The following is a 19,650-nucleotide window of genomic DNA, read 5'->3' as shown; positions in this document are numbered from 1 at the left end:
AGTCTTGCTTTTTATTTGATTTCATTATTGATTATATTTTAGTGCTTTATTTTTCTGTTGCTTTTTTCATTTCTTTTATTTTTAGTTGTTTTGGTTTGTGGTTTATTGTTTTGTTGTTTTATTGTTTGAGAAAAAGGAAAGAGCGGGTTATAAGCCTTATAAAAGGGGTCAAAAAATTAAGATTGCTAACCACATCAATATTGATCAAAATTGAGAAAGCCCCAACTCCCCTAAATTCTTAAAGAATTACTCAGAGACTTTTAAACACATCATAGCCTTTATGCGAAAATCTTATAGAGCGGTATTTGTTGATAGCATAACGATAAAATCCATTAAAGACAAGCTAGGGGGTAACCATTGCCATAAAGTAAGCGGTAGTCATCAAGTAGGAGGTGTGCGTAAAGTAATCTCTAGGTTCAACACTCAAAAATCCTTCTTCATCAGATAGCGTGCTAAAAGCCAATCCCTTTGACGCTGGCACTGGGTTGAGCGTTTGAGTTGTGGTAATAAGGTTAGTCCTAAACATGCTAACATGTCAAAATTAGCTATATAAGGGTAAGTTATCTTGTCTCTTTTAGCGATTTTGTGATTTGCAAGGAAAGATTTATGGATGAAATTAAAACGCTGTTAGTGGATTTTTTTCCGCAGGCAAAGCATTTTGGGATAATCTTAATCAAGGCTATTGTTGTCTTTTGTATAGGTTTTTATTTTTCGTTTTTCTTACGGAACAAAACCATGAAACTTTTATCCAAAAAGGATGAGATTTTAGCGAATTTTGTCGCGCAGGTTACTTTTATCTTAATCCTTATCATCACTACAATCATCGCGCTCAGCACGCTAGGCGTGCAAACCACTTCTATTATCACTGTTTTAGGAACGGTGGGGATTGCGGTGGCGTTGGCTTTAAAAGATTACCTTTCAAGCATTGCTGGAGGGATAATCCTTATTATTTTACACCCTTTCAAAAAAGGAGACATCATTGAAATCTCTGGCCTAGAGGGCAAAGTAGAAGCGCTTAATTTTTTTAACACTTCTTTACGCTTGCATGACGGACGCTTGGCGGTTTTACCCAATAGAAGTGTCGCTAATTCTAATATTATCAATAGCAATAACACGGCGTGTCGGCGCATTGAATGGGTCTGTGGGGTAGGGTATGGGAGCGATATTGAACTGGTGCATAAGACTATAAAAGATGTTATTGACTCAATGGAAAAAATTGATAAAAACATGCCCACTTTTATTGGGATCACGGATTTTGGACAAAGTTCATTGAATTTCACCATTAGGGTTTGGGCAAAGATTGAAGACGGGATCTTTAATGTGAGGAGCGAACTCATTGAACGCATCAAAAACGCCCTAGACGCTAACCACATTGAAATCCCTTTCAATAAGCTAGATATTGCTATTAAAAATCAAGACTCTTCTAAGTGATTGGTGTGAGATGCATTGATTGTGGTAATACTTGAATTTTAAAGGAGACCCTATGTCAAGCGATTTTAAAAACCTTTTCATCGGTGCGGATAATTCTAAACGCACCAAGTCTAACTTATTGGATAGCGAAAAAGCCCCTATCAATTCTCATTCGTTATCATCTCTCATTGATGCCCACCTTTAAGGAATACAAGGAAGCTAGAAGCCAACTACCTCTCTTTAAAATCTCTGTCAATCCTAATCAATCCCTATCCGCCCAACTAAAAGAGTATGATAAGAAAAAGTCAGCGTTAAGAGCCGTTTTAAACACAAGGTCAAAAAGAGACAATAACCTGGTGCATTATGATGATTTGACTATGGCTCAAAAAATGAATACCACCGCTTTATCTATGAGCCGATTATGCGATCGGATGCTAAACTGCCCAGTAGCAGTTATCTCTGGTTATAGAACTTATAACGATAAAGCCATTATTGCAGATTATGGATTAAAAGAAGCCACCAAGATTTTAGAACTGAATGCGACAACAGAGGGCGAGAAAAAAGAGGAAGTTGAAGCCCTTTTAAAACCCTTTATGCTCACTAACACTGATAACGAAAAAAGAACCAAGTGGTTGAGAAAAAAGCTAGACCTATACAAGGGCTACATAGGATACAAAATTGTTAAAGGTTATACAGAGAAGCAGGTATGCCACAAGCTAACATAGAAACTAGCTTCATTTGTTTTGAACTCAAACCATTCCATAATAAAAATCAGTTCAAAGACATCATAGTGAATTTGGGTAGGGAGTTCAACCAAGACAGCATTATTATCAACAGCCCTAAGATAAGCGTGGGGCTGTATTCACTTTAATATGCACTACCCCTTACCCCTACTTGATGCTTGATGGGGAAAAAACAAGACTTGGAGAACCCTTTGCTGAATTAAAAGACCCTAAATTTAGGAACTCTATCGCTGATGAAGCCTTACCTAATGGTCAGTCAAACCCTGACTTTTTGATTGCTTTCACGGAGTTTATGCGTAGCGTTGCTAAACACAGCTACAGCGAAACTAAAAAAGATAAAATCAAAAGAGATGATAAATCTAAATCCGCTAGGTTTGGGTTCTCTACCTATGAAAGTATAGCAAGAACTTATAAGGCAACCGAACAAAAAGACATTACCGCTAACAGTGTTCTTGCTAAATTAAAAGCCAATTTAATAGAGAACGGGCAGAGAAAAATAAGAGGAACTAGGGGTGGTTGGGAGAATTGGAGCAAGTGGGTTCCTGGATACTCCTACGACTTGAACGCTTCCTTTACTATGGATAGCGTTCTAGATAATACATACAAACCCAAACCCCTTAAAGCCAATCAATTTGATACTAACGCTGGGTATTGTTTTATTAACGAACAAGACCTACTCAATCAGTTCATCAATGTTGAGCGTTAAACTATCCCACGACACCTTATTAGCGATAAGACAAACAGAAAACATAGACCCAGTTTATGCTTTGATTAAAGACACCACTTATAACAGCTTGAATAAGCGCTATGATTCTATCTTTGAGATTGATAAAGCGGTGAAGCGTTCAATCATCTAGTCATTGAAGTTTCTCAATCCGCCCTTAAGAATGCAGAACTCAATCAAGTCAAAAATGTGTTGACCTCACAAATTCATAACGGAGCGTATAGTTTTAGAGATGATGCGTATAGGAGTGAATACTAAACACCTGGATTTATACTAGATTGAGTTATAGCGTTTTATTAACTATAAGAATTAGGAGGTATTTTGGGATAATTTCCCCCTTTAAGTGCCTTAAAACCCTCTAAACGCTCTAAAAGTCAGCACGCCGAAAAATCAAAGTTTTAAAATCAAAGCTTCTTAATTTTATTCTAAAAAAATAAATGAGAGCAAACCCAACAAACCGCTTTATTATGACCCTATAAATAGGGGAGAAAAGCGAGATCTGCAATTAATCTTGCTGAATCCTTATGGCTGTGGGTGTGGATAGTTCTTCTTCAGTAGGGATTCTTAAAAAATCGCTATTACCCACTTTTCTTGTTTGTTTCACCACAGGCTGAGAGGGCGTAGCGATAGATTCCAAACTCGCTCCAACGCTGTTTCTTTCAGCACCGGTTGCAATGATGGTAACGCGCACATGATCGATGGGGATACTATCGCTCGTGTGTTGGCCAAACTTAACATCAACATCTTGATGGGCTTGATCCTGAATAAAATCGCACGCTTGAGAATAAGCCATCATAGGATAATCAGGGTGGTGCTCAAAAAAGACAATAATGCTCTTAGCCCCTTCAATAGAAGCGTCATCAAGAAGAGGCGATTGGATCGCGCTTTCTACCGCTAATTTAGCGGATTCTTCGCCAGTGGCTTCACCAATACCCATTAACGCAAAGCCTTTAAAACCAAGAGCGCTCTTTAAATCGGCAAAATCAACATTGATATTACCGGGTTTAGTGATGATGGTAGAAATGCCACTCACAGCCCTAACCAACACATCATCAACTTCCTTATAACATTCCGTGGTGCTAGCGTTTTTTTTCATGGTGAGAAGGATTTTGTCATTAGGGATAACCAAAATAGAATCGCTAGATTGCTCCAATTCTTTCAATCCCTCTTCAGCCCTCTTTCTTTTTTGATTCCCCTCGTATTTGAAAGGCTTGGTAACGATAGCGATCGTGAGCGCTCCCACTTCTTTTGCGATTTTAACGATAGTAGGGGTGGCTCCAGTCCCAGTCCCTCCTCCAAGCCCTGTAGAGACAATGACTAATTTGGCGTCCTTAATCGCTTCTCTAATTTCATTAGCACTCTCTTCAGCGGCTTTCCTACCAATATCAGGAACCCCTCCAGCGCCTAAACCTCCAGTGGATTCTTTGCCTAAAAGGATTTTAACCGGAGCGGGATTGTTTTTGAGATGTTGGCCATCAGTGTTCGTTGCAATGGGGGTAACATCTTGATGTACGCCGTATTCAACCAGGTGTTTAATCATGTTAGACCCACCACCTCCAACACCGATGACGACAATCTTAGCCCCTTTATAAGCTAGATCGCTTACTTCTTCAATGCTCGCTTGACCAATATTATAATTTTCCATCTCTGATTGATGAACCATAGCCACATTCCCCTTGAGATACGATTTTTGCAAATCTTAAACTTTGATAAATAGCTAAAGGATTATACCATGTTCTCTGGCTTTTGATAACTATCAAGGCGTTTTTATCGCATAAAGAAATGGCTGTATCTTAAAAGAGTTTGGAAATCTTATCAAGGAAACTTTTAAAAAAACCTTTTTGTTCGGTGGGTTTTATAGGCAAGAAGTCATCGTTTTTAGCGGTGTTTAAAGGAGCGTTAGGGGTTTTTAAATCGCTCAAATTCCTTTCTGTGGGCGATGAATGGATATGGGGGGTAGGGCTTGATTGATGGGCTGTTCTTGTGTAATCATCGCTTTCATGGTAGCGGATAACCCCTTTAGAGTCTCTTTCATAATTGGTATGCCCCCCTGCTTTGTATAAAATCAAGCCAACCACGACTGAAAAGCGAGGGTCTTTCAAGTCTTCAAACATGCCCATGATATTGTATTTTTCCACAGGGGCAGCCAAACGCACCGGGTAATTAGTGAAATGGGTTCTGGCTAGTTCTTTGAACCCTTTCATTAAAGCCATCCCACCGGTTAACACAACGCCCCCGCCCAAATGCTCTTCTAAACCGCTATCTTGAATGCTCCTATGGATGATTTTAAAAGTTTCTAAAGCCCTTTCCCTCATGATAGTTTGGATTTCACTAAGCGGCACAATATGGCTTTCATGGCCATCAGAGCCGGTGGTAGGGATTTGGACGCTTTGAGAGGGCGTTTCTTCTCCGCCTTCAAAAGAAAGATCCCCATATTTGATCTTAACTTCTTCAGCGTAAGGGAATGGGGTGTTGAGCATGTGCGATAAATCCGTGGTTAAATGGTGAGAGCCTACGGGTAAATATTTGTTATAGCGTATGGAATTGCCGCTATAAATCGTAAGGTTGCATGTCTCTCCGCCCATATCCACGCAAGCCACGCCCAATTCCCTTTCATCATTAGACAAGGTAGCAATGGAGGCTGCATAAGAATTGATCACGATGTTTTCAATCTCTACTCCAGATTGGATCATGATTTTTTCTAAATTTTCAATGTTGTTTTTCTCTGTATAGACAATGTGGATAAAGACTTCCAAGCGAGTCCCGCTCATTCCTAAAGGGTCATTCACTTCTTGCTTGTCCAAAGTGAAGCGATAGGGGAGGGCATGCAAAATGTGTTTGTCGTTATCCAAGCCTGCTTTAGCACATGCGTTATTGATAGCGCGATTGATTTCATCTATAGTAACCACATTGTCTTTAGTGCTAGCCACACCGGTGATATCTCTAATGCTTTCAGTATAAGCCCCAGAAAAAGAAACAATCGCCTTAGTTTTAGGGTGGTATTCCCCAAAATGGGGCATGGGGTTATTTCTGTCTTCATCAGCGTTCAAACCTGCCATTTTTTTAGCGCTATTAATCACTTCTTTAATGGCGTTAGAAGCGTGAGCAAGGCTATTGATACGCCCTCTTTTAATGGCTTTTGAATTGATTTCTTTGGAGTCTTGATGGGCTGTGCCAATGATGCGCAAAATCCCTTCTTTAAATTCAGCCACTATCGCGCAAATCTTTCTAGAGCCTATATCAACCCCTATAACGATTTCTTTATGTTCCATGATTTCCCCTTGCATTTATTGAATGTATTTGACTATCTTATAGCGTTTTTTCAATTCTTCTATCAACGCTTTATCAAAAAAATCCGTTTTAGTGTTATTGACTAAACGCTGCATATACTGGCTTTCTTCTGCACTAAAGGAGTGGTTGAAATTTTGCTCTGTGATTTGATAAAGCACCACTTTATTACCTATGGTTACAAACCCCTTTTTTTCCTGGCGGTTAAAAAGGGTGTTGATAAACTTAGCGCTTTCTTCTTGGTTAAGTTCGCTAATAGTGCCTCCAAAATTAGGGCTTACATAGCCCACGCTTTTGCCTTTAAAATCCTTAAGCTTTTCTTTAGCTAATGCTTGCAACGCCATAAGGGTTTTTTCTTGAGTTAGGCGGGTTTTAAGAGCGCTTTTAGCTTCATTAAAATTTTGCAATTCGTCTTTAATTTGAGAGATGAGCTGCACCACAATAAAACCATCTTTAAAAGGCTCTGGTTTTAGGATTTCAAGGGGCTTGAGAGCGGCGAGTTTTTGCGTGATTTCAGCAGTATAGGGGGAGTTGTTTTCTTCAAAATCTTGCGTGGTGTAGTTTTGCTCATTCGCTTTTTTTAGAGCGATATAGCTCCTTAAGGCTTTTTCATTCGCTTTTTGCATGCTTAAATCATGCTTGACTTGCTCTTGAACGCTTTTAAAATCCTGTAATTTCCCCTCTTTGTCCAAATAAGACACCTTGTTTTTGTGGTAGTATTCCTCCAATTCTTTCAAATCAGGTTTTTCCAAACTAGCGTCAAAATATAAAGAGCGTGTTTTAAAGCTCGTGGGCTTTTTAAAATCCTTTTTATGGGACTCGTAATATTTTTTCATCTCTTCTTCATTAAGAGAGATTTTAACATCATTAGGGTTTAGGATAAGAATGTCTAATTTGTCTTGCAATTTTGCCCAAAGCGATAGGCTGGATTGCTCCAAAGGGGTAGTGGTTTTGGGGAAGAGTGCGCTGATTTTTTGAAGGATTAAAAGCCTTTCAACGCTTTCTTCAAAATGCTTGGGGCGGTAATGGCTTTGCTTTAAGATATTTTTATACAATTCTTCATCAAAAACGCCATCTTTTTGAAAAACGCTCGTTTTTCTGATCTCTTTCGCTACTTCTTGCTTCGTAGCACCAAGCCCTAAATCTAAAGCGAGATTTCTCAATAGGGCTTGATTGATGAGCGAATCTAGAGCGCTTTTTTCTAGATGCATGGCTTTGATTTGATCTTCAGTGAGTTCTTTAAAATCAGGGATAGACTCAGCATATGCGTCTTTAAGGCGGCGGTATTCTTGGGCTAATTCTTCTTGAGAAATCTTAATCTGTCCCACTTTGGCAGCGCTATCGCTATCTAAAGAAAAGCTGTATTGCCCCCAACCTATCATTCCGGCAGCAATAAAAGCGATCGTGCTTATCCATATTGTAACCACTAAATACTTTCTATGATTTTGCATCCATTCAATCATAAGAACTCTAATCCCTTTTAAAAAATCAAAAATGTGAAATTCAGGTTTAAACAACCTTATAGTAAAATCAAATAGCCCTATTTTAACCAAAGGTTATTAAAATTATCCTTATTATAGAGAGTTTTAACATGAATTTTCAAGAAAATTTAGCCGCTTTGGATTTGGAATATCTTTGGCACCCTTGCTCGCAAATGCAAGAGCATCAAAATTTCCCCATTATCCCCATTAAAAAGACTCAAGGGATTTACCTCTACGATTTTAATGATAACGCTTACATGGATTTAATCAGCTCATGGTGGGTGAATCTTTTTGGGCATAATAACGCCTACATCAGCCAGCAGCTTAAAAATCAAATTGATAGTTTGGAGCATGTCCTTTTGGCTTCTTTCAGCCATAAGCCCATCATCACGCTCTCTCAAAGGCTTTGCCAGCTCACCCATATGGACAAATGCTTTTATGCGGATAACGGCTCATCTTGTATTGAAATCGCTTTGAAAATGAGCTATCACGCCCATTTTTTAACGAATCAAACGCACCGCAAAAAGCTTTTTTTATCGCTTTCTAATTCCTATCATGGCGAGACTTTGGGAGCCTTAAGCGTGGGCGATGTGAAACTTTATAAAGACACTTACACCCCTTTATTGCTCAAGAATCTCACCACACCCGTGCCTAAAAACGACCATGAAATAGAAAATAGTTTGAACGCTTTAAAGCGTTTGTTAGATGAGCATCATGAAGAAATTTGCGCCTTCATTGCAGAGCCTCTTTTGCAATGCGCAGGGAATATGCATATTTATAGCGCAAAATATTTAAAACAAGCCGTTTTATTGTGCAAGCAAAAAAACATCCACATTATTTTTGATGAAATCGCTACCGGGTTTGGGCGCACGGGGAGCATGTTTGCTTATGAACAATGCGCAATTGAGCCTGATTTTTTATGCTTGTCTAAAGGGATTAGTGGGGGGTATTTGCCTTTAAGCGTGCTATTAACCCGCAATGAAATCTATAACCAATTTTACGCTCCCTATGAAGAAAATAAAGCGTTTTTGCATTCGCACAGCTACACAGGAAACGCCCTAGCATGCGCATGCGCGAACGCCACGCTGGATATTTTTGAAAAAGAAAATGTTATTGAAAAGAACAAGGCTTTAAGCGGGTTTATTTTTAATACGCTCCAAAACGCATTAAAACCCTTGATAGAGCAACAAGTGGTGTCCAATTTAAGGCATTTAGGCATGGTTTTTGCCTTTGAAGTCTTTATTCAAACTAAAGAGCGTTTGAGTTTGGCGGTTTTTAAAAAAGCTCTAACCAAAGGCCTGTTATTGCGCCCTTTAAACAACACCATTTACCTCATGCCCCCTTACATTATCACGCATGAAGAAATCAGCAAGGCGATTGTAGGGCTAGTGGAAACCCTCGATGAGTTAAAAAAAGGCTGAAAGCGCTTTTTTCTGTCTGTTTGATTTCAAAAATCAAGTTTTTAACCTGATATGAAACCTTTCAATCAAACCTATTCAATAAAATCTATTCAATGATTTTGGGCACAACGAAATAATGATCCTGGTTGTGTTTGTTTTGGCTTAAAATCTCTTTAGCGATGTTAGGTTGGCTTTTGGGTTCGTCTTCTCTTAAAGGGGTGCTAAGATGCGTATCTGTTTTTAGCACGCTAGTTTCTAAAGCGAAAATGTTTTCTACAAAGCCTAAAATCTCGGCTAAATGGCCTTTAACGCTCTCTTTATGCTCGTCTTTAATCTCTAGCATGCTCAATTTTTCCAAGCGTTGCAATAATGCGTCATCAATTTGCATTCTTTTCCTTTAGTTTAAAATAGGGGTTCGTCCATCGTTGCTGGGGCTTTAAGGCCCATGAGTTTTAACACGCTGCTAGCAATATTGTTTAGCGCTCCGTTTTTAATGGATCTAACTCCATTCCCTAAAACAAAACAATACACGCTCCCGGCGGTGTGGTTGGTTAAGGGGTTTTGATTTTCATCTTTCATGCGTTCGCAATTCCCATGATCGCTGGTTAAAAGCATGGCGTAATCCAATTTTTTAGCCAGTGAAAGGATTTCCCCTAAGCATGCATCCACCGCTTCTACCGCTTTGATGCTCGCTTCAAAATTCCCCGTATGCCCCACCATATCGCCATTAGCAAAATTCACAATGATCAAATCCGTGCCTAATTCCATTTGCTCTAACACCGCAAGGGTTACTTCTTTGGCGCTCATTTCAGGCTTTAAATCATAAGTGGTTACTTTTGGGCTTTGGATAAGCACCCGGTTTTCATTTTTAAAAGGCGCTTCCACTCCGCCATTGATGAAAAAGGTTACATGCGCGTATTTTTCAGTTTCAGCGATATGGCTTTGGGTCAGGTTGTGTTGAGAAACCACTTCAGCGAGCGTGTTTTGAACGCTTTCTTTGGGGAATAAAACAGGGTAGGGGAAAGTGTTGTCATAAGGCGTCATGGTAGCGATATGGAGTTTTTTAAAAGCTTGGCGTTTAAAACCACTGAATTCCTTTTGACCTAAAGCGCTCACGATTTCTCTAGCCCTATCATTCCTGAAATTGATAAAAATGAAGCTTTCATTTTCTTGCATGCCGCAGTAATTTTCAAAACAAGCGGGCATGATAAATTCATCGGTGATATTTTTATCGTATTGGCTTTGGATATACTCGCTAGGGCTTAAAGGCGTGTGATTAAGCCCCATTAAGCTATGATACGCAAGCTCAATCCTTTCAAAGCGCTTATCCCTGTCCATGGCATAAAAACGACCGCTTATGGTAGCGATTTGAATGTTTTCATTGCAGATATTTTGCATTTGTTTTAAATAAGTTAAAGCGCTTTTAGGAGTAACATCGCGCCCATCGGTGATCAAATGCAGACAGACTTTTTTTTGGGATTTTTCACACTCTAAAGCCAGAGCGATAAAATGCTCAATGTGTGAATGCACGCCTCCATCGCTCATTAAACCCATAAGATGCACCACTTTGCTTTTTTTGATCGTGTTTAAAAAAGCGGGGTTGTTTTTTAAGTCATCGTTTTGAAGGCTTAAAGAAATTTTAACTAAATCTTGATACAGCACCCTACCAGCCCCAATACACATATGCCCCACTTCAGAATTTCCCATTTGCCCCTTAGGTAAGCCCACGCTCAAGCCATGCGTATCAATCAGGCTATAAGGCAAGGTTTTAAACATCAAGTCATAAGTGGGTTTTTTAGCATGAAAGAATGCATTATGATCGCTATCTTTATGATACCCGATGCCATCAGTGATAATCAAAAGAGTTTTTTGCGCCATTTTTAGGACTTTTTAAAGCTCTTGCATGAGAGTGATGTGGTTAGCTAAAATCGCATTCCTTTGCCCTGGAGAGCAATTTTTGCACACTTCTTGTTTTTTGGAAGCGGTTTTGGTGCTGCTTTTTACATTATTTTTATTGTTTTTGGGGGAGCGTTTTGGACTCACTTTAGCTGTTTTTTTGGGGCTTTTTTTAGCGGGTGTGAAATCAGCGCTGTTGATTTGAGCCAAATACATGGGTTTATCTTTTGCTTTTTCTGGCTTACTGGTTGTTTGCTCGCTAGTTGCCTCTTTCATTTCTTGGGATTTTTCTGCTTGGGTTTCCTCTGTTTGAGATTTTTCTATTTGAGATTTTTGGGCGACTAAAGTTTGGGGCATAGCGTTACCGATAGGGTCTAAATCCAAGTTGCTATTAGCGCTTTTTTGCAATTCTTGGTCATTACTGGACTGCGAATCAAAGATTTTAGATTCTTTCAAACGCCTGATTCTGTCTTGTATCTCTTTATAATATTTTTCAGCTTCAGTGTTAGACTTTTCACTCCTTTCCCAACGACTGCCCTTATTGTAAGATTTAATCATGTCTTTTAGATTGTCATGGTAGCGTGTTTTCCAATAGAGCAACTCTTTTAAAGCCACTTCAGAAGCAAACGCATCGTTTTTAATGAGCAATTCCCCCATCACATTACGCAAAAAGGGGCTATCATTATGCCCATAGCTTTTTAGAACGCTTGGGATATAAGAATGATACACGCCCGCGCTCGGATCCGAAAAATTGATTTTATAAACCCCTGCGCATGACTCTTTCCATGCAATGCCTGCCATTTCATAGCCTAAATTTTCTTTAGAGCCGAATTGATAAGCGGCTTTTAAGACCTCTTTTTGCTTAGCGTTAAAGTCTTTAAGGTTATCGCAATTGGTCATCATGACTTTAGTAACGGGCGATTTGGGCTTGTTTTTAACCCCTTTAGCGGACTTAGGCTCTGTTTTAGTGGGGCTTTCTGTTGCGGCTAAGCTTAAAGATGCACTTAAGGCTGTGCCTAGCCATAAGGCTTTAAAGATGGTGTGAGTGAGTGGGGTTAAATGTTTCAAAACGCCTACCTTTTGTATTGAGAAATAAACTGAACTAAGAATAAATTCAAGTATAATTCTAACATGATTTAGTCTTAAAAGTGATTTTGTTTTTTAGGGAGAATTGAGATTTTGCATTCAGATGAATTGTTAGTAGAGATTTTAGTTGAAGAATTGCCCGCGCAAGCGTTATTGAATGAATATAAAGAAATGCCTAAAAAACTCCACGCTCTTTTTCAAAAACGCGCTTTAGAAGTGGGAATTATAGAGATTTTTTACACCCCTAGGCGCTTGTGTTTGTTTATTAAAGACTTTCCTCTTTTAACCCAAGAAACCAAAGAGGAATTTTTTGGGCCTCCCGTTAAAATCGCATGCAACAATGAAGATAAAACGCAAGGGTTGAACGCGTTGGGTTTAGGGTTTTATCAAAAATTAGGACTAAAGGATCACCAGCATTTCCAAACAGCGTTTAAAAACAATAAAGAAGTGCTTTATCACGCTAAAATCCACGCCAAACAGCCTACAAAAGATCTAATCATGCCCATTGTGTTAGAGTTTTTAGAGGGTTTGAATTTCGGGAAGTCTATGCGTTGGGGCAATGTGGAAAAAAGCTTTATCAGACCCATTCATAATATTTGTGTGTTGTTTAATGGGGAAAATTTTAACGATATTGAAGTCAAAGAGTATGGTTTTAAAACCAAGCAAGCCACGAAAGCGCACCAACAAGAGGGTTTTGATTTTATCCAAGTGGATAGCCCTAAAGCGTATTTTGAAGTTTTAGAAAAAAACCATGTCATTTTGGACCCTAAAAAGCGCGAAGCTAAAATCTTACAAGAAATTAAAAAGTTAGAAACAAAGCATCACATTAGCGTAGAAATTGATAGGGATTTATTAGATGAGGTTGTAGCGATCACGGAATACCCCAGTGCGCTTTTAGGGGAGTTTGACAAGGCGTTTTTAAAATTGCCCAGTGAAATCATCACCACTTCCATGAAAGAAAACCAGCGCTATTTTGCAACCTTTAGTCAAAAAAGCCAAGAAAGCCCAACATTACACAACGGCTTTATTGTGGTGAGTAACGCTATCAATAAAGACAAGCAAAAAATCATTGCAGGCAATCAAAAGGTTTTAAAAGCCCGTTTGAGCGATGCGGTTTTCTTTTATGAAAACGATCTCAAAAAGCCTTTAGATAACGCCCCTTTAGAGAGCGTGGTTTTTGTGCAAGGTTTAGGGACTTTGAAAGATAAAATGGAGCGAGAAGCAATCATCGCTGAATATTTGACGCAAAAATATGCTTCATCTTTAAACATGCCTTTAGAAAAAGCCCTTGAATTGGTTGGCCGAGCTGTTAGAATCGCTAAGGCGGATTTACTCAGTGAAGTGGTGTATGAATTTAGCGAGCTTCAAGGGATCATGGGCTATTACTACGCTTTAAAACAAAACGAAAACGAATTAGTCGCCTTGAGTGTGAAAGAGCAGTATTTACCCACAAGCGAAAACGCTCCCTTGCCCTCTAGTGTTTTTAGCGCGATCGTGGCTTTGAGCTTGAAATTAGACAGCCTGTTTTCTCTTTTTAGCGTGGGTAAAATCCCTAGCGGATCTAAAGATCCTTTTGCTTTAAGGCGCTTGAGTTTTGGGCTATTGAAAATTATCGCGCATTATGGGTTAGGATTTGATTTGAAAGCGGATTTAAAAAATCTCTTTGAAAAAGTGGGCGTTTATCAAAGCTTTGATTTAGAGGTTTTAGAGAAGTTTTTACTGGAGCGCTTTAATAACTTAATAGATTGTAACCCTTCTATTATAAGGAGCGTGTTAAACACCAACGAGCGAGACATTGTTAAAATCATTCAAAAAGTCAAAGCCTTAAAACGCTTTTTAGACGATCCCAAGAACGCTCAAAAAAAAGAGTTGCTTTTTAGCGCTTTCAAACGCCTAGCCAATATCAATAAAGACAGAAACCCTAACGAATCAAGCGAGTTTTTTATAAGTCTTTTCAAAGAATCGCAAGAGCATGCCCTTTTTGAAGCGTTCAATGCGATCAAAACAAGTGCTTTTGAGAGTTTGGATAGCAAAATAGAGGCTTATTTTGGTTTGCATGCGCCTTTAGAAGAATATTTTAAAAGCGTGCTGGTGATGGATAAAGATATAGAAATCCAAAAAAATCGTAAAAATTTCTTGTGGAGCGTGTATCAAAGTTTCTTAGAAATTGGAGATATTAAAGAAATTGCGATTTAATTCTTTCAAACGCAAAGTCCAGCGTTTTTGTTTGGGGGTAACTTTTTTAATAAGCGGTGCGGGTGTGCTTGATGCGAAAACCTTTACCCTACAAGAATTTTTTAAAGAAGTAGAAACCAACTCTATGGAGTTGATCGGCAAAAAAGCCGATTTTAAAAGCCGTCTGAACGAACAGCGTTCAATCAATGCATGGGATTTTCCCTATATTGATAATGAAACTTCTATGGTGAAAAACTTCCAAGGCATTATAGAAGCGCAACCCAGAACCCTTTTAATAGTAAGACCCAAGCTCCCATGGGTGAGTTCGCTTTTATCCAAAAGCCTTTCTATTAAAACCATTCAATACGATAAAAGCTATCAATTGAATAAAAATCTCGCTTTTATTGGCGCTAAACGCCTTTATTTGACTTACGTGATGACTAAGGAAAAGTATCAGGTGTATGTGCAACGAGAAGCGAATTTTTATTCGCAGCTCAAAATCGCTAAAGAAAAAGTCAAAGCCGGCAGCATGAGCGAAAAGGACTATATCAACTTCAATAATTCTTATTTGGAATCCAAACTCGCTAAAACCAATGTGGAAACCAAACTCATAGATTTAGAAAAAATGCTAGACACGATGCTAGCGATTGTGGAGCCGGTCAAAGAGGGGGCGCATTTTGACACTTATTTAAACCATTTGCATGATGTCAAGGTGATCGGTTTGGATTTTGAATACGTGCGATTAGAGCCTGAAGCTTTAAAGTTTAAATTGGATCGCTCGTTGTATGTGGATATTTTGGATTTGACGGCTAAAGATTATCAGGTGAATGCGAAATTGGCTAATAGAGATGTGTTTAATGCATTTGAGTTTGGGATTGGCTCTGAAAGCTATAACTCTTCCACTAATCTTTCTGTAGAAGTGCGTATCCCTTTGCCGGTAACGCCTAAAAACATCTATCAAAAGCGTAAATTCTTGGATTTGCAAAGCGGGACGCTCGCGCAAAATGAAGTGATGAAACGAAACATTAGGATCAACGCCAATTCCTACTTAAACCAGCTCAAAACCAAAGAAGCATACATTGAAACCCAAAAAGAAGCCATTGCCAATAAGAAGCGTTTGATGGAAATGGGGCGCATCGCTTATGAAGCCCAAAAAATCGGGCTTTTTGAATACTTGATTTATCAAAATTCTTACATGGACGCCCTCATCACTCTAGCGGAAGCCAAGATTGAATACATTGATATTAGCGCGCTTTTAGAAGAGACTTTAGGGGAGAGCTTGACCAGATTAGGAGAATTGCATTGAAGCGGGCGTTATGGTGGCTTATGTTAATGGGCGTTTTTTCAATGGGTGTTTCTTTAAAGGCCAAAGAGTATCCAGAAATTGTTTTAGAAGAAAAAAACTTGCAACCCATGGGGTTAAAGGTGATTAAATTAGATAAAGAGATTTTCAGTAAAGGGCTTCCTTTTAACGCTTATATTGATTTTGATAGCAAGAGTTCTGTGGTGCAGAGTTTGAGTTTTGATGCGTCTGTGGTCGCTGTTTATAAAAGAGAGGGCGAGCAGGTGAAAGCTGGAGATGCGATCTGTGAAGTGAGCTCTATTGATTTGAGCAATTTGTATTTTGAATTGCAAAACAACCAAAATAAATTAAAAATCGCTAAAGATATTACTAAAAAAGATTTAGAGCTTTATAAGGCTGGGGTGATCCCTAAAAGGGAGTATCAAACGAGCTTTCTAACCAGTGAAGAAATGGGCTTAAAGGTGGAACAATTAGAGAGCGCGTTTAAAAGCTTTGGCGTGGATCCCAAAAACCCTAAAGGGCATTATGGTTTTAGGATTGTGGCTAGCGATAGCGGTCTTTTAGCGTTAGCGCCTAAAAATGTGGGCGAGAAGATTTTAGCTTTCACTAGCTATGTGCGTATTTCAAAAAGCGATGATTTGATCGCTCAAATCAAATTGCCTGTAGGCGTTTCTAAATCCATTAAAAGAGATTCGCCGGTCTATAATGAAGAGGGGGAAAAAATCGGGAAGATCCAAAGCGTTTCGGTGGTGTTAGACAAAGGCTCTAACACGATTTTAGCCACCGCTTTATTAGATGAGGGCAATTACCATGTGGGGGAAATGGTAGAAATGTATATTCAAGGCTCTCAACCCAAAGACTCGGTTTTAATCCCTTCAAACGCTTTGATTAGAAACGGAAAGGATTACCTGGTGTTTGTGAGAACGCCTAAAGGTTTTAGGCCTGTGGTGGTTCAAGTTTTAGAAGAGCGCAGCAAGATTTTTATCGTGAACGCTCAAAATTTACACCCTAATGACAGCGTGGCAGTGGGGTCATTGATAGGGTTAAAAGGCATGATCAACAATTTAGGGGAGGAATGATGCTCGCTTCTATCATTGAATTTTCCTTACGCCAAAGAGTGATCGTGATTGTTGGCGCGATTCTTATTTTATTTTTTGGGACTTATAGTTTTATCCACACTCCAGTGGACGCTTTCCCGGATATTTCGCCCACTCAAGTTAAAATCATTTTAAAACTCCCCGGCTCTAGCCCTGAAGAAATGGAAAACAACATCGTGCGCCCTTTAGAATTGGAGCTTTTAGGGCTAAAGGGGCAAAAATCTTTAAGAAGTATTTCAAAATATTCTATTTCAGACATTACGATAGATTTTGATGACAGCGTGGATATTTATTTAGCGAGAAACATTGTTAATGAACGCTTGAGCAGCGTGATGAAAGATTTACCCGTGGGGGTTGAAGGGGGCATGGCGCCCATTGTTACGCCGTTGTCAGACATCTTTATGTTCACCATTGATGGCAATATCACCGAGATAGAAAAACGACAGCTTTTAGACTTTGTGATCCGCCCGCAATTAAGAATGATTAGCGGCGTGGCGGATGTCAATTCTATTGGAGGCTTTAGCAGAGCGTTTGTGATTGTGCCAGATTTTAATGACATGGCGAGGCTTGGGATAAGCATTTCTGATTTAGAAGAGGCTGTAAGAGTGAATTTAAGAAACAGCGGAGCGGGGCGCGTGGATAGGGATGGCGAAACCTTTTTAGTCAAAATCCAAACCGCTTCTTTGAGTTTAGAAGACATTGGCAAAATCACCGTTTCCACTAATTTAGGGCATTTGCACATTAAGGATTTTGCGAAAGTCATCAGCCAGTCTCGCACCCGTTTGGGGTTTGTTACTAAAGATGGCGTGGGTGAGACCACAGAGGGCTTGGTGCTTTCTTTAAAAGAAGCCAACACCAAAGAAATCATCACTCAAGTGTATCAAAAACTAGAAGAATTAAAACCCTTTTTACCGAGTGGCGTTTCCATTAATGTTTTTTACGATCGCTCAGAATTCACGCAAAAAGCCATTGCCACCGTTTCTAAAACCCTCATTGAAGCCGTTATTTTAATCATCATCACGCTCTTTTTATTTTTAGGGAATTTGAGGGCGAGCGTGGCTGTGGGGGTGATTTTACCCTTAAGCTTGTCCGTTGCGTTTATTTTTATCAAGCTCAATAATTTGACTTTAAACTTGATGAGTTTGGGGGGGTTGATCATCGCTATAGGCATGCTCATTGACTCAGCCGTGGTGGTGGTGGAAAACGCTTTTGAAAAATTGAGCACCAACACTAAAACCACTAAACTCCATGCGATTTATCGCTCTTGTAAAGAAATCGCTGTTTCAGTGGTGAGCGGGGTGGTGATCATCATTGTGTTTTTTGTGCCGATTTTGACCTTGCAGGGTTTAGAGGGCAAGATGTTTAGGCCTTTAGTGCAAAGCATTGTGTATGCGCTTTTAGGCACTTTAGTTCTATCGATCACTATCATTCCTGTAGTGAGCTCTCTTGTTTTAAAAGCCACACCCCATAGCGAAACCTTTTTAACGAGGTTTTTAAACAGAATCTATGCTCCTTTATTGGAATTTTTTGTGCATAACCCTAAAAAAGTGATTTTAGGAGCGTTTGTTTTTTTAATCGCAAGCCTTTCTTTATTCCCTTTTGTGGGGAAGAATTTCATGCCCGCTTTAGATGAGGGCGATGTGGTTTTGAGCGTGGAAACCACCCCCTCTATTTCCTTAGATCAATCTAAAGATCTCATGTTAAACATTGAGAGCGCGATTAAAAAGCATGTCAAGGAAGTTAAAAGCATTGTCGCGCGCACAGGGAGCGATGAATTGGGGCTGGATTTAGGGGGATTGAATCAAACCGATACTTTTATTTCTTTCATCTCTAAAAAAGAATGGAGCGTGAAAAATAAAGACGAATTGTTAGAAAAAATCATGGATTCTTTAAAAGACTTTAAGGGGATTAACTTTTCTTTCACCCAACCCATTGAAATGAGGATTTCTGAAATGCTTACAGGGGTTAGGGGGGATTTAGCGGTTAAGATTTTTGGAGATGATATTAGCGCCTTAAACGAGTTGAGTTTTCAAATCGCGCAAGCTCTAAAAGGGATTAAAGGATCTAGTGAAGTTTTAACCACGCTCAATGAGGGCGTGAATTATTTGTATGTAACCCCCAATAAAGAAGCGATGGCGGATGTGGGGATCACTAGCGATGAATTTTCCAAGTTTTTAAAATCCGCTTTAGAGGGCTTGATCGTGGATGTGATCCCTACAGGGATTTCACGCACGCCGGTGATGATCCGCCAAGAGAGCGATTTTGCAAGCTCTATCACTAAAATCAAAAGTTTAGCCTTGACTTCAAAATATGGCGTTTTAGTGCCTATCACTTCTATCGCTAAAATTGAAGAAGTGGATGGCCCTGTTTCTATCGTGCGTGAAAATTCAATGCGCATGAGCGTGGTTCGCAGTAATGTGGTGGGGCGCGATTTGAACTCTTTTGTAGAAGAGGCTAAAAAAGTGATCGCTCAAAACATCAAACTCCCTTCTGGCTACTATATCACTTATGGGGGGCAGTTTGAAAACCAGCAACGGGCCAATAAAAGGCTTTCCACCGTTATCCCTTTAAGCATCTTAGCGATTTTTTTCATTCTTTTTTTCACTTTTAAAAGCATTCCTTTAGCCTTGCTCATTCTTTTGAATATCCCTTTTGCGGTTACCGGAGGCCTTATTGCGTTGTTTGCGGTAGGGGAGTATATTTCCGTGCCAGCGAGCGTAGGCTTTATCGCTCTTTTTGGGATTGCGGTTTTAAACGGCGTGGTGATGATAGGTTATTTCAAAGAGCTTCTCTTACAAGGAAAAAGTGTAGAAGAATGCGTTTTATTGGGCGCTAAAAGGCGTTTGAGGCCGGTTTTAATGACCGCTTGCATTGCCGGTTTGGGTTTGATACCTTTATTGTTTTCTCACAGCGTGGGATCAGAAGTCCAAAAACCTTTAGCGATCGTGGTGCTTGGGGGCTTAGTCACCTCAAGCACTCTAACCTTACTCTTACTACCGCCTATGTTTATGCTCATTGCTAAAAAGATTAAAATCAATTAAGGGATT

The 19,650-nt window shown here is 39.5% G+C and carries 18 protein-coding genes; 11 read left to right on the top strand and 7 right to left on the bottom strand.

The genetic code is table 11. The features are described from left to right. Positions 1 to 343: 343 nt before the first annotated feature. The gene (locus FIM66_RS06235) at positions 344 to 526 is read right to left on the bottom strand and encodes a hypothetical protein (protein WP_120927827.1); all 183 of its coding nucleotides are present in this window, start codon (positions 524 to 526) and stop codon (positions 344 to 346) included. Between the two features lie 80 nt (positions 527 to 606). On the opposite strand from FIM66_RS06235, the gene mscS reads away from it, so the two are divergent. From mscS to FIM66_RS08175, 6 genes are read left to right on the top strand one after another with little or no spacing between them, the layout of a single operon-like run. Continuing rightward, complete coding sequence (gene mscS, locus FIM66_RS06230; RefSeq protein ID WP_000343432.1) at positions 607 to 1,431, top strand: small-conductance mechanosensitive channel MscS; 825 nt, start codon at positions 607 to 609, stop codon at positions 1,429 to 1,431. Between the two features lie 52 nt (positions 1,432 to 1,483). Beyond that, positions 1,484 to 1,615, top strand: a complete 132-nt coding sequence (locus FIM66_RS08240; RefSeq protein ID WP_274595187.1) for a hypothetical protein — start codon at positions 1,484 to 1,486, stop codon at positions 1,613 to 1,615. Beyond that, positions 1,602 to 2,135 (top strand): hypothetical protein, encoded by a 534-nt coding sequence (locus FIM66_RS06225; protein ID WP_140490729.1) that lies wholly within the window; start codon positions 1,602 to 1,604, stop codon positions 2,133 to 2,135. The genes FIM66_RS08240 and FIM66_RS06225 overlap by 14 nt, the downstream gene beginning before the upstream one ends. Next, a complete protein-coding gene (locus tag FIM66_RS06220) occupies positions 2,117 to 2,281 on the top strand; it encodes a hypothetical protein (RefSeq protein WP_238699365.1) in 165 nt (54 codons plus the stop codon). Before FIM66_RS06225 ends, FIM66_RS06220 begins: the two co-directional genes overlap by 19 nt. Before the next feature lie 26 nt (positions 2,282 to 2,307). After that, complete coding sequence (locus FIM66_RS08180) at positions 2,308 to 2,859, top strand: hypothetical protein (protein ID WP_238699363.1); 552 nt, start codon at positions 2,308 to 2,310, stop codon at positions 2,857 to 2,859. Continuing rightward, positions 2,846 to 3,010 carry a hypothetical protein gene (locus FIM66_RS08175; protein ID WP_238699361.1) on the top strand — a complete coding sequence of 55 codons (165 nt, stop codon included), beginning with the start codon at positions 2,846 to 2,848 and terminating at the stop codon, positions 3,008 to 3,010. The genes FIM66_RS08180 and FIM66_RS08175 overlap by 14 nt, the downstream gene beginning before the upstream one ends. Before the next feature lie 372 nt (positions 3,011 to 3,382). Here the strand turns inward: FIM66_RS08175 and ftsZ are convergent, their stop codons facing one another. The 3 genes from ftsZ to FIM66_RS06200 all read right to left on the bottom strand — a co-directional run bounded on the left by ftsZ (position 3,383) and on the right by FIM66_RS06200 (position 7,628). Further along, positions 3,383 to 4,540: a cell division protein FtsZ gene (ftsZ, locus tag FIM66_RS06210; RefSeq protein ID WP_140600232.1), complete on the bottom strand. Its 1,158-nt coding sequence runs from the start codon at positions 4,538 to 4,540 to the stop codon at positions 3,383 to 3,385. 130 nt (positions 4,541 to 4,670) lie between these two features. Continuing rightward, entirely contained in the window at positions 4,671 to 6,164 is a 1,494-nt protein-coding gene (gene ftsA, locus FIM66_RS06205; protein WP_194149266.1) for a cell division protein FtsA, read from the bottom strand. Then, positions 6,165 to 7,628: a peptidylprolyl isomerase gene (locus FIM66_RS06200; protein WP_140600230.1), complete on the bottom strand. Its 1,464-nt coding sequence runs from the start codon at positions 7,626 to 7,628 to the stop codon at positions 6,165 to 6,167. Between the two features lie 128 nt (positions 7,629 to 7,756). On the opposite strand from FIM66_RS06200, the gene FIM66_RS06195 reads away from it, so the two are divergent. Next, on the top strand, positions 7,757 to 9,067 hold the full coding sequence (locus FIM66_RS06195; RefSeq protein WP_140548525.1) for an adenosylmethionine--8-amino-7-oxononanoate transaminase: 1,311 nt from the start codon (positions 7,757 to 7,759) through the stop codon (positions 9,065 to 9,067). 85 nt (positions 9,068 to 9,152) lie between these two features. Here the strand turns inward: FIM66_RS06195 and gatC are convergent, their stop codons facing one another. From gatC to FIM66_RS06180, 3 genes are read right to left on the bottom strand one after another with little or no spacing between them, the layout of a single operon-like run. Then, the gene (gene gatC / locus FIM66_RS06190; RefSeq protein ID WP_140600229.1) at positions 9,153 to 9,434 is read right to left on the bottom strand and encodes an Asp-tRNA(Asn)/Glu-tRNA(Gln) amidotransferase subunit GatC; all 282 of its coding nucleotides are present in this window, start codon (positions 9,432 to 9,434) and stop codon (positions 9,153 to 9,155) included. Positions 9,435 to 9,448: 14 nt separating this feature from the next. Then, positions 9,449 to 10,924 carry a 2,3-bisphosphoglycerate-independent phosphoglycerate mutase gene (gene gpmI / locus FIM66_RS06185; protein ID WP_140479061.1) on the bottom strand — a complete coding sequence of 492 codons (1,476 nt, stop codon included), beginning with the start codon at positions 10,922 to 10,924 and terminating at the stop codon, positions 9,449 to 9,451. 12 nt (positions 10,925 to 10,936) lie between these two features. Beyond that, a complete protein-coding gene (locus FIM66_RS06180) occupies positions 10,937 to 12,010 on the bottom strand; it encodes a hypothetical protein (RefSeq protein ID WP_140502085.1) in 1,074 nt (357 codons plus the stop codon). Positions 12,011 to 12,121: 111 nt separating this feature from the next. On the opposite strand from FIM66_RS06180, the gene glyS reads away from it, so the two are divergent. The 4 genes from glyS to FIM66_RS06160 are packed head-to-tail and all read left to right on the top strand — an operon-like array spanning position 12,122 to position 19,644. Then, positions 12,122 to 14,224 carry a glycine--tRNA ligase subunit beta gene (gene glyS / locus FIM66_RS06175; protein WP_140479057.1) on the top strand — a complete coding sequence of 701 codons (2,103 nt, stop codon included), beginning with the start codon at positions 12,122 to 12,124 and terminating at the stop codon, positions 14,222 to 14,224. Continuing rightward, positions 14,214 to 15,509, top strand: a complete 1,296-nt coding sequence (locus FIM66_RS06170) for a TolC family protein (protein ID WP_194149265.1) — start codon at positions 14,214 to 14,216, stop codon at positions 15,507 to 15,509. Before glyS ends, FIM66_RS06170 begins: the two co-directional genes overlap by 11 nt. Further along, positions 15,506 to 16,585, top strand: a complete 1,080-nt coding sequence (locus tag FIM66_RS06165; RefSeq protein ID WP_140600228.1) for an efflux RND transporter periplasmic adaptor subunit — start codon at positions 15,506 to 15,508, stop codon at positions 16,583 to 16,585. The genes FIM66_RS06170 and FIM66_RS06165 overlap by 4 nt, the downstream gene beginning before the upstream one ends. Next, positions 16,585 to 19,644, top strand: a complete 3,060-nt coding sequence (locus FIM66_RS06160; RefSeq protein WP_194149268.1) for an efflux RND transporter permease subunit — start codon at positions 16,585 to 16,587, stop codon at positions 19,642 to 19,644. Before FIM66_RS06165 ends, FIM66_RS06160 begins: the two co-directional genes overlap by 1 nt. Positions 19,645 to 19,650 lie beyond the last annotated feature (6 nt).

This window comes from Helicobacter pylori (assembly GCF_006439795.1).
Taxonomy (GTDB): Bacteria; Campylobacterota; Campylobacteria; order Campylobacterales; family Helicobacteraceae; genus Helicobacter; species Helicobacter pylori_CR.
This window is presented reverse-complemented; position numbering and strand designations above follow the sequence as displayed.